General features: G+C 61.8%; 14 protein-coding genes. 8 read left to right on the top strand and 6 right to left on the bottom strand.

Annotated elements, in window-relative coordinates; all coding sequences use genetic code 11:
• Positions 1 to 177: 177 nt before the first annotated feature.
• Positions 178 to 642 (top strand): universal stress protein, encoded by a 465-nt coding sequence (locus A6V37_RS33655; RefSeq protein WP_341845769.1) that lies wholly within the window; start codon positions 178 to 180, stop codon positions 640 to 642.
• A gap of 149 nt (positions 643 to 791) precedes the next feature.
• Positions 792 to 1778, top strand: coding sequence for a zinc-dependent alcohol dehydrogenase family protein (locus A6V37_RS33650; protein ID WP_064267962.1), 987 nt, complete (start codon positions 792 to 794; stop codon positions 1776 to 1778).
• 27 nt (positions 1779 to 1805) lie between these two features.
• Here the strand turns inward: A6V37_RS33650 and A6V37_RS33645 are convergent, their stop codons facing one another.
• From A6V37_RS33645 to A6V37_RS33635, 3 genes are read right to left on the bottom strand one after another with little or no spacing between them, the layout of a single operon-like run.
• A complete protein-coding gene (locus A6V37_RS33645; protein ID WP_064286794.1) occupies positions 1806 to 2633 on the bottom strand; it encodes a universal stress protein in 828 nt (275 codons plus the stop codon).
• Positions 2630 to 3139: a universal stress protein gene (locus A6V37_RS33640; RefSeq protein ID WP_064286793.1), complete on the bottom strand. Its 510-nt coding sequence runs from the start codon at positions 3137 to 3139 to the stop codon at positions 2630 to 2632. Before A6V37_RS33640 ends, A6V37_RS33645 begins: the two co-directional genes overlap by 4 nt.
• Before the next feature lie 35 nt (positions 3140 to 3174).
• Complete coding sequence (locus A6V37_RS33635; RefSeq protein ID WP_064267959.1) at positions 3175 to 4011, bottom strand: universal stress protein; 837 nt, start codon at positions 4009 to 4011, stop codon at positions 3175 to 3177.
• 218 nt (positions 4012 to 4229) lie between these two features.
• On the opposite strand from A6V37_RS33635, the gene A6V37_RS33630 reads away from it, so the two are divergent.
• Positions 4230 to 4451, top strand: coding sequence for a hypothetical protein (locus A6V37_RS33630; RefSeq protein ID WP_242665802.1), 222 nt, complete (start codon positions 4230 to 4232; stop codon positions 4449 to 4451).
• A gap of 12 nt (positions 4452 to 4463) precedes the next feature.
• On the opposite strand, the gene A6V37_RS33625 is transcribed toward A6V37_RS33630, so the two are convergent.
• Complete coding sequence (locus A6V37_RS33625; protein ID WP_082902708.1) at positions 4464 to 5810, bottom strand: NRAMP family divalent metal transporter; 1347 nt, start codon at positions 5808 to 5810, stop codon at positions 4464 to 4466.
• A 269-nt stretch (positions 5811 to 6079) separates the two neighbouring features.
• Between A6V37_RS33625 and A6V37_RS33620 the strand changes: the two genes are divergently transcribed.
• The 4 genes from A6V37_RS33620 to A6V37_RS33605 all read left to right on the top strand — a co-directional run bounded on the left by A6V37_RS33620 (position 6080) and on the right by A6V37_RS33605 (position 9108).
• A complete protein-coding gene (locus tag A6V37_RS33620; RefSeq protein WP_064267958.1) occupies positions 6080 to 6433 on the top strand; it encodes a hypothetical protein in 354 nt (117 codons plus the stop codon).
• 57 nt (positions 6434 to 6490) lie between these two features.
• Positions 6491 to 7531 (top strand): zinc-dependent alcohol dehydrogenase family protein, encoded by a 1041-nt coding sequence (locus A6V37_RS33615; protein WP_064267956.1) that lies wholly within the window; start codon positions 6491 to 6493, stop codon positions 7529 to 7531.
• Between the two features lie 80 nt (positions 7532 to 7611).
• Positions 7612 to 8262 carry a BON domain-containing protein gene (locus tag A6V37_RS33610; RefSeq protein WP_064267954.1) on the top strand — a complete coding sequence of 217 codons (651 nt, stop codon included), beginning with the start codon at positions 7612 to 7614 and terminating at the stop codon, positions 8260 to 8262.
• 156 nt (positions 8263 to 8418) lie between these two features.
• On the top strand, positions 8419 to 9108 hold the full coding sequence (locus tag A6V37_RS33605; RefSeq protein WP_064267952.1) for a CBS domain-containing protein: 690 nt from the start codon (positions 8419 to 8421) through the stop codon (positions 9106 to 9108).
• Positions 9109 to 9201: 93 nt separating this feature from the next.
• Here A6V37_RS33605 and arcC read toward each other — a convergent pair whose 3' ends face one another.
• Positions 9202 to 10113, bottom strand: coding sequence for a carbamate kinase (gene arcC / locus A6V37_RS33600; protein ID WP_064286792.1), 912 nt, complete (start codon positions 10111 to 10113; stop codon positions 9202 to 9204).
• Positions 10114 to 10386: 273 nt separating this feature from the next.
• Here arcC and A6V37_RS33595 point away from each other — a divergent pair, with 273 nt between their 5' ends.
• Positions 10387 to 11934, top strand: coding sequence for a sensor domain-containing diguanylate cyclase (locus tag A6V37_RS33595; RefSeq protein WP_341845768.1), 1548 nt, complete (start codon positions 10387 to 10389; stop codon positions 11932 to 11934).
• A 49-nt stretch (positions 11935 to 11983) separates the two neighbouring features.
• On the opposite strand, the gene A6V37_RS33590 is transcribed toward A6V37_RS33595, so the two are convergent.
• Positions 11984 to 13084, bottom strand: a complete 1101-nt coding sequence (locus tag A6V37_RS33590; RefSeq protein ID WP_064267949.1) for a PAS domain-containing sensor histidine kinase — start codon at positions 13082 to 13084, stop codon at positions 11984 to 11986.
• Between the last annotated feature and the right edge of the window lie 133 nt (positions 13085 to 13217).

The raw sequence follows: 13217 nt of genomic DNA, 5'->3' as shown, positions 1-13217 counted from the left end.
GTGGTACGTGCGCGATTGACACAAATCAATTCACAGGCCTGGAAGGCGCCGATGATGAGCTCGTGAGTGCCGTTAGCCTTGTTTGTCACGCGGCGAGCGTACCTCCAACGGACGTTGCGCTGACGATGCGGTTGAAACGCCATCAGGCGCGAATTCGTAAGCGGGTTACCTGAGAGAATGGTCATGTACAAAGATATCGTGGTCGCACTGGATGGCAGCAACGCATCAAAGAGGGCGCTAAAGGAAGCTATCAGCATGACGAAGCTGGCTGACGGCACCCTGACGGCGCTGTACGTGCTCGACCGTTTTGCGATGTTTGCCTATTTGGCCAACCACGACCAGTTTTCGATGGTCGAGGCATTGCGGACTGAAGGCGATCGGATCCTGGCGGATGCGCGTATGGAGGCAACCAGGAGCAACGTTGCGTGCAAGGTCGATACAGCAGAGACGGACAACATCAGCGAGGACGTCGCTACCTGCCTGCTGCGTTACGTGCAGGGACATAGCGTGGACCTTGTCGTGATGGGTACCCACGGACGCCGCGGGATCCAGCGTATGACGATGGGCAGCGTAGCGGAGCAATTCCTTCGGCGCTCGACCTGTCCCGTGCTGCTGGTCCGCGATGCGGCAGGCGCGACGTGAACAACGTGAGGTTGATGCCGGGTGGCGTCGAGGCGCAAATTTGACGGATCGCGCTTAGCCCCTATTCTGGAGACAGACGCGTGTCGCCTGGATCGCGTCCGCATGTCACCGGGTGTCGGCGGCTACAGCAGGATCGTGGAGAAAATCCTATGCGTGCGATGGTGTTCGACGGCAAGACGCCGTCGCTGCGTGAGCAGGTGCTGCCAGATCCGACACCTGGAGCCGGGCAAATCCTGATCGACATTCACGCATGTGGTGTGTGCCGCACCGATCTTCATCTGGTCGATCGTGAACTGGAGCATCCCAAACAGCCCGTGATTCCGGGGCACGAAATCGTCGGCACGGTTGCCGCGCTCGGCTCGGGCGTGACCGGGTTCGCCGTCGGCGACCGCGTGGGGGTGCCATGGGTCGGCCACACCTGCGGGCATTGCCGCTACTGTCTGTCGGCGCGGGAAAATCTCTGCGACGAGCCCGTTTTCACGGGCTATACGATTGACGGCGGTTACGCGGAACGCACCGTCGCCGACAGCCGCTACTGCTTCCATCTGCCGCAGCACTATAAGGACATCGAGGCGGCGCCGTTGCTATGCGCCGGCCTCATCGGCTATCGCACCTTGAGCATGGCGGGCAGCGCGCAGCGGATCGGCATCTACGGATTCGGCGCTGCAGCGCATATCGTCGCGCAGGTCGCGCGTCATCAGCAGCGTACGGTGTATGCGTTTACACGGCCAGGAGACCACGCCGCCCAGCAACTCGCGCTGCGTCTCGGCGCGGCGTGGGCGGGCAGCAGCGAGGATGCTCCGCCTGACGAGCTCGACGCGGCGCTGCTTTTCGCACCCGTCGGTGCCCTGATTCCGAAAGCCTTGCGAGCGGTCGCGAAAGGCGGTGTGGTGGTGTGCGGCGGGATTCACATGAGCGACATTCCGTCGTTCCCCTATGCGTTTTTGTGGGGCGAACGGCGCGTGGTGTCAGTCGCGAATCTGACCCGCGACGATGGGCTTGCCTTCATGCGTATTGCAGACGAAATCTGCTTCGAGATCGCAACCACGACCTATCCTCTGACCGATGCCAATCGGGCACTGCGTGACCTGCGTGATGGCCGGCTGACAGGTGCGGCAGTGCTCAAAATCCGTTAGCGCGCCCGTTCGGTGTCAATCCGCTACCTAATGCGACATCAGCACGGGCACGATCATCGATTGCAACATAGTACGGGTGACGCCGCCGAGCACCCGTTCCTGAGCCCGCGCATGACCATATGCGCCCATCACGAGCAGATCGACATGGCGGTCGGCCAGCGAATTGAGCAGCATGGTGCCCGTGTCGACGCCCCGCACCTTGGGTGTGGCCGTGAAGCTTGCGTCGATGCCGTGCCGCGCCAGCCAGTCGGCCACGTCGATCCCGGTCGGCTCGCCATTGTGCGGATGACGCTGAACTTTCATTATGGTGACGAACCTGGCTCGGCGGATGAGCGGCAGCGCATCGGTCGCGGCTCGCGCGCTTTCCCGGCCGCCGTCCCACGCGATCATCACGTTTTCTACCTGTGGCCGGACTGGTCCAGCATAGGGCAGCACGATTGCTGGGCGGCCCGAACCCATGATGATGTCCTCGACGAAGTGGCGCGCGCCATATGTGCTCCCATCTTCCGGAACGTCCTGGCCGAGAATCAGTAGATCGGCATGCCGCGCGTGCAGAATCGCCGTCGCGGCCGGCGCTCCGTCGGGCGCACGCCATTCGGCGTTGCACGCCGCGCGATCCGTCGCGGCGAGAAAGGCCGCTTCTGCACGTTTGCGGTTGTTGTTCCGCTGCGCCTCGTAGCCGGCGTTCCAGATTGCCTCTCCATGCAGGAAGATCGGCTCTGCCGGTTCCTGACAAACGGCATAGAGACCGATCAGATGTGCGTGGAAGCGTGCGGCCAGAACGAGCGCGTAGTCGAGCCGGGCGGCGCTATGGGCGCTGTCGTCGAGGTGCACCAGCAGCGTTTTGCAGTTCATGAAGGTTCCTTGGCCGGTTCGTTCGAGGACCGGGTAACGTCTGTAGCCGACGATGCGCAATGCGCGGAGATCAGCAAGATCGGACAGGTGGCGATGCGCAGAAAATGTTCGGCGACGCTGCCGAGCACCAGTCGCCGCACGCCGCGACGGCCGTGCGTGCCCATCACCACGACGTCGGCGCCAAATTTGCGCGCGGCAAGCTGGATGCTTCGGGCGATGTCGTCACCGCTCATCAGATCGGTTTCGACCATGCGAGGCGAGCCCGTAACGTCTCTGCTGGCCATTCGCGCGGCAGCGTCGGCGAGGACATGGCGGCCGTCCTCCACGAGCGCGTCCCGCACGTAGGATGGGTCGTAGCCGGGTACATCGTAAGACATCAGCGGCATGTCCACGACGTACAGCGGCTGCAGTCGGGCATCCGACTCGCGCGCCAGTTCAACGGCGGCGGTCAGCGCACGCGACGAGGTTTCGCTGCCGTCAACGGCAACCAGAATCCGTTTGTACATGGCGAACACTCCCAAAGAAAGAGAAGGCTCCGCGCTCAGTGCGACATCAGCACCGGCACGGTCATCGAGCGCAGAATCGTGCGCGTGGCACCGCCCATCACCAGCTCGCGCCAGCGGGCGTGGCCGTAGCCGCCCATCACGAGCAGATCGGCGCCGCCGTCGGCCACCTGCGAGAGCAGCACCTCGCCGACCGAGCCACCCGGTCCCGTTTCGATGTCGGTGACCTGGACGTGCACGCCGTGCCGGGCAATCACGGTGGCGATGTCCGCGCCTGGTATCCGGGTGCGTTGACTTCCATGCTCGCCGTTGACGGCAAGGATCGTGGTGCTTTTCGCCGTGCGCATGAACGGCAGCGCGTCGTGCACGGCCCGCGTGGCTTCGCGGCTACCATCCCACGCCACCAGCACCCGGTCGCCCGTGGACCTTTCGTTGCTCGCGTACGGCACCAGCAATATCGGGCGGCCACTGGACAGAATCAGGTTTTCCGGGAAAAAGTCGCCGACGTAGGATTCCGGATCAGCCGGATTGTCCTGGCCGGCCACGATCAGATCGGCGCAGCGGCCTGCGCGAGGGATGGCGACACTGGCAGGTTCGTCGATGGCCACCCATTCGCCCGGAACCCCGGCGCGCCGGAGTTCGGCGTGAAATAGCCGTTCCAGTGCCGCGCGCCGTTCCGTACGCCTTGCTTCGTGCTGCCTGTAGTACTCCGCAGTCCCTGCCATGACATGGAGCGAGCGCGGGTCCGGGCTGAAGACGGCAAATGCGCCGATCAGATGTGCATCGAACTGTTTGGCGAGGCGCAGCGCGATTTCGAATCGCGGATGGGCATTCGCGCTGGTGTCCAGATGGACGGCGATAGTTTTGTAGCTCATGGCGGTCGCTCCAGGAGGGGACAGGGGCACGTGATACGTGAGCTTGAGTCTAGAAACGATCGCCGCAGGCCCATTGATGCAGATCAACGGCAGCTCCGGCGTTGCGCGTGACGACGGAGCTTGATCTGCGTCATGAGCCACCGCCAGCTGCAGCCTAAGCTCTGAGCAAATCCGTGACGCCCGTGTGCGTCCTTGTGTTTGCTCTGGAGGAGAACCGCTTGAAGTTCAGACATGTCGCGTTCTTTTGCAGTTGCGGCGGCTTCGGCAGTCAGGCCGCCTTTGACGAGATGCGTGCGCTGGCCGGCCGGGCGCCTGTCGCGCAATACAAGGTGCGCGCGGCTGAAGTGCACCGCGGTGCGGCGGCCCCATCGCTGTTGCTGTTCGTGAATACGTTGAAACGTCATCTGGCGCAATACGCGACGCTCGAATGGACTTGCTGATTCACGCTCCGCTCAGACCGGTAACAGCATCACGATCGCTGCCGCGCCCATGACCACGGTCGCGATCGAGCCGAGCACGAGGAGCGGCCGGCTCGCGGTGAAGTCGCCCATGACCCTGCGTTTCGAGACGAGCAGGAGGATGACCACCATTAGCGGCACGGCCACCACGCCGTTGATAACCGCACTCCAGAACAGCGCTTTCATGGGGTTGATCGACGAATACTGGATGACCAGCGCGGCCAGCACGCTCACGGCGATCAGGCCGTAGAAACCGCGTGCGTCGCGCGGCGTTTGCTCGAGTCCTTCCGGCCATCCCATGGCCTCCGCCAATGCATAGGCGCCTGATCCGGCCAGCACCGGCACACCGATAAAACCCACACCGAGTATGCCGAGTGCGAACAGCAGATAGGCCAGGTTGCCCGCGAGCGGCCGCAGCGCGCTTGCCGCCTGGGCGGCGGTGGTGATGTCGGTCACGCCGGCGGCATGCAGCGTCACCGCCGTCGCGAGGATGATGAAGTAGGCGGTGAGATCCGAGTAGAGCATGCCGCTCCACGTGTCCCAGCGGATGCGCCGCAGTTCCACGCGCGCGGCGCGCGGGTCGCCCACGAGCGGGGCACCGCCGGCATGCGCGTGCATGTCCTCGACTTCCTCTGAGGCCTGCCAGAAGAACAGGTATGGGCTGATCGTGGTGCCGAACACGGCGACCACGACCGCCGCCGAGCTCGCGTCAACGGTGAAGTGCGGCCAGAGCGTGCGCAGGACGACGTCGCCCCACGGTACATGGACCACGAACAGAACTGCCGCATAGGCAAGCAGCGAAACGGTCAGCCACTTCAGAAAAAAGACGTAGCGATGGTACGGCACGAAGATCTGCAACAGCAGCGTGGCGAACACAAAGCATACGGTCATCATGTGACGGTTTACGCCGGTGACAAGTTGCGCGACTTCGCCCATCGCGGCCACGTCGGCGGCGATGTTCAGCGTGTTGGCCACGAGCAGTAGCGCGACCACGCCATACAGAACGACCGGCGGAAACACCTCCTTGATGTTGGCGGCCAGACCCTTGCCCGTCACGCGGCCCAGATTCGCGCACATGCACTGGACGGCCGCCATCAATGGAAACGCAAGGGGCATGGTCCACAGCATGTTCAGGCCGAATTGCGCGCCGGCCTGCGAATACGTGGCGATGCCGCTTGGGTCATCGTCGGCGACGCCGGTGATGAGACCGGGCCCAACCCGCGCGAGCGGGTGTTCCTTCAGTTGCGCAAGTATCGCGCCCTGGCGTCTCGACGGTGTTCTATCAGGTTCCGCTACGACATCTTCTTGGGCAAGCGTGCCAGGGTATCGGGAGTCGTTCATGTGGTGGTCCCCGAGGGGTGATGGCCGTGGACGTATGGGCTGGACCATACCCGCGCAGCGCGGATGCTCGTTGAGTTGGATCAATCGGGAGCCATCGTTCAGCGGCGCCGCGTGATTAATCCGGCAAAAAAGTCGCAGCGGGCGGCGCCGTTGATGCAGGTCAATCCCGGCGCGCGATTAGCGCGGATGATCTCCGCATGGGCTCGCTGCCGAATGCGGCTTTCATTGTCGCAATGGTCAAAGGATAGAACTGCACGGGCGGAGGCAGCATGGGAATCGATATGCAGATCGTCTACCTCGGATTTGCCGGCTCCGCGCAAATCGAGTCGGAGGCGGCAGCGCAACTGGTGCGCCTCGAGCGGTTCGGCAAAACCATTTCGGGATGCCATCTTGCGATCGAGGCCGTTCATGGGCGGGCGTTGAGCGAGACATCCGGTGCGCGTAGCGCCGCGCAGGACGCGATGCCGAGCCATCTCCTGTTCGACGCGCGGCTCGATCTGGTCCTGCGCTCGGGTGAACTGATGCCACTCAAGCATCGCCAGAGTGAGGATCCCGATGACGCAGTGCGGGCGTCATTCGATGCGGCAGAACGGCTGCTCGAGCGCGGCATCGCGCACATCTGAATTCGCAAACCTGATTCCGGCCTCATGGCAGGCCCGACTGATCAACGGAGGTTGTCGATGAAAGCACTTGTCTATCACGGCCCTGGCAAGAAGTCGCTCGATGAGCGGCCCATGCCGCAACTCGCCAGCGCCACCGACGCTATCGTCAAGGTGACTCGCACCACGATCTGCGGCACGGACCTTCATATTCTGAAGGGCGATGTTCCAACGTGCGAGCCCAGCCGCATTTTGGGACACGAGGGAGTGGGCATCGTGCACCAGGTCGGCACGGCTGTCAGTTCGTTAAAGGAGGGCGATCATGTGCTGATCTCGTGCATTTCCTCTTGCGGCAAATGCGAGTATTGCCGGCGCGGCATGTATTCGCACTGCACGACCGGCGGCTGGATTCTCGGCAACCGTATCGACGGAACCCAGGCTGAATACGTGCGCATTCCGCACGCGGAGACGAGTCTTTACCCGATTCCCGCCGGCGCCGACGAAGAAGCGCTCGTGATGCTGTCCGACATCCTGCCAACCGGCTTCGAGTGCGGGGTCCTCAACGGGAAGGTGCAGCCCGGCAGCACGGTGGCGATTGTCGGCGCGGGTCCGATCGGACTGGCGTCGCTGCTCACCGCTCAGTTTTACTCGCCGGCCCAGATCATCATGATCGATCGCGATGCGCATCGGCTGGAAGCGGCGAGCCGTTTCGGGGCAACCGCATGCATCGACAGCCGGATGAGCGAGCCGGTGGCGGCCCTGATGAAACTCACCGGCGGCGTCGGCGTGGATTGTGCGATCGAGGCTGTAGGTGTGCCTGAAACGTTCGAGTTGTGCGAGGCGCTGATCGCTCCGGGCGGGGTGATCGCCAATGTCGGCGTGCATGGTGTGAAGGCTGACCTGCACCTCGAGTCGCTGTGGGATCGGAATATTTCCATTACGACGCGCCTCGTCGATACGGTCAGCACGCCCATGTTGCTGAAAACGGTGCGCTCCGGCCGGCTTGATCCCGCCAGCCTGATTACGCACCGCTTCCAGTTCGAGGACGTGTTGAACGCCTATGAGACTTTCGGAAGGGCCGCGGATTCCCATGCATTGAAGGTGATTATCGAAATGCCGTAACGGCGGTGTCGACGATGAATCCCGTCACGCTGAAGTTGCCGACGAGGGCACCGTCCGAGCGCAAACATAAGGAGCACGCAATGAAATCGGACATGGAATTGAAACGGCAGGTCGAAGAAGAGCTGGCGTGGGATCCGGCGGTCAACATCACGGACATCGGTGTCGAAGTGCGCGATCGGGTCGTGACGCTATCTGGCCATCCCGCAAGTCTTGCGGAAAAGCTCGCGGCAGAGAAAGCGGCGCAGCGTGTCGCCGGTGTCAAGGCTGTCGTCGTGGAAATGGACATCCGCCTGCTGAATTCGGATGTGCGAACAGATGAAGAAATCGCCAATGCTGTTCGCTCCATCATGCACTGGACAGTCGGGTTGAGCGAAGAGGCGGTGAAGGTGCAGGTCGAGAAAGGCCGGGTGACACTGAGCGGCGAGGTTGATTGCGCGTATCGGAGCCACGTCGCCACGCACACAATTTCACAGATGCGTGGGGTGACGGGGGTATCGAACCTCATCCGGATAGGTGGCAACGCAGCGGCGCAGGATATCGGCGAACAGATCGGCAAAGCGCTGCAACGCCACGCCGAACGCGAAGCGAAGCATATTGAGGTGAAGGTGCATGAAGGAACGGTCACGCTAACAGGTACCGTCGATTCAGTGGCGGAACGCGTGGCGGTGCGCGGTGCGGCATGGTCGGCGCCTGGGGTTCATGCGCTGGTCGACAATCTGGTGGTGAGATAGGCACGCATCGTTGGGATGCGTGATCCAAGTCAAATGACAGGGCGCGGCGCGCACCTAATCTAGACCACACGAGGGCTTGCCGGTGCCCAGATGCGGACCTATCGAAACGCACCGGAGCCATGAATTCAAGGATCCTAATTTTCAAGGAGACTCGCCATGCGCGCATCCGATGTCATGACCAGCAATGTCATAACCGTCACCCCCGACATGACCGTGCGGGAGGTTGCAAAAATCTTTGTCGATAACGGCATCAGCGGTGCGCCGGTGCTGGACACCGACGGCCATATCGCCGGCATGATCAGCGAAGGCGATCTGCTTCGCCGCAGCGAAATCGGTACTGACGAGCGTGCGCGAACCTCGTGGCTCGAATTCTGGTCGGCTAGCCATGAAGCGCGGGATTACATCAAAACGCACGCGACGAAAGTGCGTGACGTGATGACCACTGGCGCGATCAGCGTTCAGCCCGACACGCCGCTCGCCGAGGTGGCCGGTATTCTCGAGACGCGGCGCATCAAACGCGTACCCGTGACGAAGGCGGGCCAGCTCGTGGGCATCGTGAGCCGCGCCAACCTTGTGCAGGCACTCGCCAGCGTGCCGGATGAGCCGGCAGCCGATGTGACGCTCCCGGACGCCGAGATCCGTGCGATGCTGATGGGCGAGCTGGCTGGCCGTAAGTGGAGCTTCGCCGGCCGCAATATCGTCGTCACCGGTGGAGTCGTGCACCTGTGGGGCATTTTTCATTCGATGGAAGCCATTGACGCCGTCCGTGTGGCGGCGCAAAGCATACCCGGCGTCAAGCGTGTGGAGGATCACACCGAGCCGTATCCGGTGATGCCCGGCATCTAGCGCGCTCCGGCTCCGGCAGGCGGCGGCCGAAACGGTTCGGCCGCCGGCATGGGCGGAGAAACCGCGGGTGCGCGGGGCGCCTCCGCAGGCCGCTTACAGCGTGATCTGAGTTCCTGTCGTTCCAGCTGCCATTGCCTCGATATGATCGATCGAACCGATCACCGCGCGCTTGCCGGTGCGCGTGACAAAATCGCATGCAGCCTGGACTTTCGGGCCCATCGAGTGGGCGGGGAAGGGCATCGACCGCAGGCCGGCAGCGGATACCTGGCTCAGTATCCGTTCGTACGGCGTGTGCCAGTCGGCATAGACCGCATCCACATCGGTTGCAATCAGCAGCAGATCGGCACCCATATCCGTGGCCAGCAGGGCGCTGCACAGATCCTTGTCGATCACGGCCTCCACGCCGGAGCGCGTCTGTCGATCGTGTGCGGCACTGACCGGAATTCCCCCGCCGCCGGCAGCAATCACGACCACGTTGCGCTCGAGCAGCCATTCAATGGACTGAAGCGCCATGATGCGTTGCGGCTTCGGTGACGCAACGACGCGCCGGAATTCGTTCCCGTCCCGCGCAAAGATCCAGTCGGTACGACTCGTCAGACGTTCGGCTTCCGCTTCCGTATAAACCGGGCCGATCGGCTTGGCGGGATGCCGGAAGGCTGGATCCTGGGGGTCGACTTCGACGCGCGTAAGCAGTGTCGCGGCCTGGCGCTGGGCGGGCAGCGCGTTGGCCAGTTCCTGCTCGAGCAGATAGCCGATCATGCCCTCCGACTCGGCGCCGAGCACATCGAGCGGAGCCGCGCCCGCCACACCAGTGGCTGCAGTGGCCTGCAAGGCCAGCAGGCCGACCTGGGGGCCGTTGCCATGCGTGACAACCAGTTCGTTGCCGTCGGCAAGCCGGGCGATTTGCAGCGCGGCACGGCGGATATTAGCCATCTGGTGAGCCATGGTCATCGGTTCGCCGCGCCGCACTAACGCAGATCGGCCTAGCGCAATCAGAATTCGCATGATGTCCTCCGGTCCGCGTGGTGCCACGAGCACCGTGGCTGTCTTCACATAAGTGAATTAGGTCACCGTATGGAGTGGGACCGATTGATCTGGATCATTCGCATCGCACTGGCGGGTTGACGGCGATCGCTCATGTCAACTCAGGTGCAATCAGACCGATGTCAAGATTCGCGTGTGGCTGCCGATATATCTTGCATACGTTGGCAACAGTGGCGGCTTTTCCTGCAAAAGATTGTGCCGCCAGTTGCTTGCAAGGTGCCCACGGAGACCCGTTTGATTTCGTATCGACCGCCCATTATCTGGCGAGCGATCGCTTTCGTCGCGATCGTCTGCCTGTGCTTCGTCGTGCTCGATGGCTGGCGAAGTTGGAGCGCCCGGTCAGTCCATCTGGGCGAAATGGATGTCGCCGCCTCGAATCTTTCACGGGCGATGGTTCAGCAGGCCGACGACACGTTCAAGGAAGCAGACACGGCATTGCTGGGCATCGTTGAGCGCGTGCAGCATGGCGGAACCGGCCCAGCCGCGCTTAAACGACTGCACGACGTTCTGGTGATGCGCCAACAGGAGCTTCCCCAGCTTGTCGGTATTTTTGTCTATGACGAAAACGGAATCTGGATCGTCAATTCTACGTCGACCCCACTTAACCGGTTCAACAACTCGGATCGCGAATATTTCGTTTTTCATCGGTATAACGTTGATCCTGGCCCGCACATTGGTGTCCCCGTAATCAGCCGGTCAAGTGGAAAGTGGGTTATTCCCGTTTCAAGGAGAATCAATAAACCGGATGGCAGTTTTGGCGGTGTTGTCGTGGCGACCGTCGATGTCGATTTTTTCAGGTCTTTCTACGATAGTCTTCAGATTGGCAAGGCGGGAGCCGTTGTACTCGTCCTGAATAGTGGTGTGATGCTGGTTCGTCGACCGTTCGATGTCGCAATGATCGGTAAAGATATGCGGAAAACTGAGCTGTACCGCTATTACACGACGAAGGGTCCGGCCGGAACGGCTTTCATCAAATCGGCGCAGGACGGCGTCACGCGGCTGAACAATTACCGCAACCTCCCAAACTACCCGGTCTTTGTGGCCGCTGCGTTGTCCAAGGACGAGATTTTGCACCATTGGTGGCGCGACACGATCTGGCATTCTGCCGGCGTGCTTTGCCTTGTCGTCGTGGTGGGTTTGTTCGGCTGGCATCTGATCCGGCAGATGGAATTGCGAACTGCTGCAGAGGCGGAGCTGACACGTGCCCATGCCTCCCTTGAACAACTCAATCGGACGCTTGAACAACTTGCATTGCAGGACAGCCTGACACAGCTCGCGAATCGCCGGCAATTCGATGTCACATTGCATAACGAATATAGCCGTGCCACGCGTCACGCGAGTCCTCTTGCATTGATCATGCTGGATGTCGATTGCTTCAAACAATACAACGACATTTACGGGCATGCGGCGGGGGATGAATGCCTGCGGACGATTAGCCGTCTCGTCAGGGACCTGACAGCCGGACGTCCAGGAGATCTTGCCGCCCGCTATGGTGGAGAGGAGATTGCAGTGCTTCTTCCGAATACCGATGCCGCTCGCGCCGTAGTCATCGCAGACAACATCCGTCACGCTATTCGGGGGTTGGACATTGAGCACACGGGCAACCCAACTGGGTTCGTCACGATAAGCGCAGGTGTTGTCGCCCGGATCCCGATTCAAGGTTCGGGTGAGCCTACGGAGCTTATACGGGCTGCCGACAAGGCGCTATATGAGGCAAAGAGCGAAGGGCGAAATCGAGTACTCGCCGCCAGCTGCAGTCTTCCTTCGTCGACTGTATCTTGACATCGCAAGCACCCCGAACCAGCGTTGTGCCACCCGCGCTACCCTTCGGTTACTCGAGCGCGGCGAGCGGCACGCGGATCGAAATGCGAAATCCGCTGCCTGGTGAGCTGAAAAACGATACGCTGCCTTGCAACTGCCGCACCCGCTCACGAATGCCAAGCAAGCCAAACGAAGTCTTTTCAGGCGGACGGTCCAGCGCCACACCCATTCCGTTATCTTCGATTTCGAGCGAGAGGGTGTCTTCCGCGCAAGCCATCTCGATTCTCACGCGGCTTGCGCTCGCATGGCGTGCGACATTGGTCAACGCCTCCTGAACGATGCGAAATAGTGTCGTCGACGCGAATTCGTTGAACGCGGGCTCGTCCGATTCAACATGCACGGTCACATCGACGCCATAGCGCTTCACGAAATCTTCCGCGAGCCAGTCGAGTGCGGATGTCAGTCCAAGGTCATCGAGTAGCGGCGGCCGCAAATCGGCGGCGATACGCCGCAGCGAAGCCACCATTGAATCGATCTGCGTCTGCAGTTCATGCGTTTCCGATATGAGAGACGCCGCTACAGTCTGGTCGGCCAGGTTTGATTCGAGCAGGGCGACACTCATCTTCAGCGCGGTCAATTGCTGTCCGAGGTCGTCGTGGAGTTCGCGGGCGATGCGCTTCTGCTCGTTCTCCCGTGTGATTTGCACTTGGGTCGTCACTTCGACGGCGCGTTCGAGTTCCGCGAGGCGCATTCGTTCGGTCATGTCGCGCGTCACTTTGGCGAAGCCGAGCAAGGCGCCAGACGCGTCGCACACCGCAGAAATGACCACATTGGCCCAGAAGCGCGAGCCATCACGCCTCACCCGCCAACCTTCGTCTTCGACACGGCCTTTGGCTGCGGCGATTTCGAGTTCGCGGGTGGGTTTGCCCGCAGCAATATCTTCTGGGGTATAAAACGCCGAGAAATGCTGGCCGATGATCTCGTCAGGCGTGTAACCCTTGATGCGCTGCGCACCCGGGTTCCAGCTCGTCACGCATCCGGAAGTGTCCAGCATGAAGATCGCGTAATCCTCAACCGCCTCGATCAACAGAAAGTAGCGGTCCTCAAGCGGAACGTCGGATACGGACGCCGCGCCGGCAAAGCGGGAAGGTTCGCTACTCGACGGTCCCATCGCGCCTCCACGCGTGTGTGGTGAGGCACGACCTGCCTCATGCCTTTGATTTATATCAGTTTTCGATCACATGATCTACCTCATGGGATGTGCGCGTGAGGCTGTGTTCTGCCGCGTTCGACGACCGCGTGAA

Origin of the sequence: Paraburkholderia ginsengiterrae (assembly GCF_001645125.1) — a bacterium.
GTDB classification, from domain to species: Bacteria; Pseudomonadota; Gammaproteobacteria; order Burkholderiales; family Burkholderiaceae; genus Paraburkholderia; species Paraburkholderia ginsengiterrae.
The sequence above is the reverse complement of the archived record's forward strand: the minus strand, read 5'-3'. Positions and strand labels throughout refer to the sequence as shown.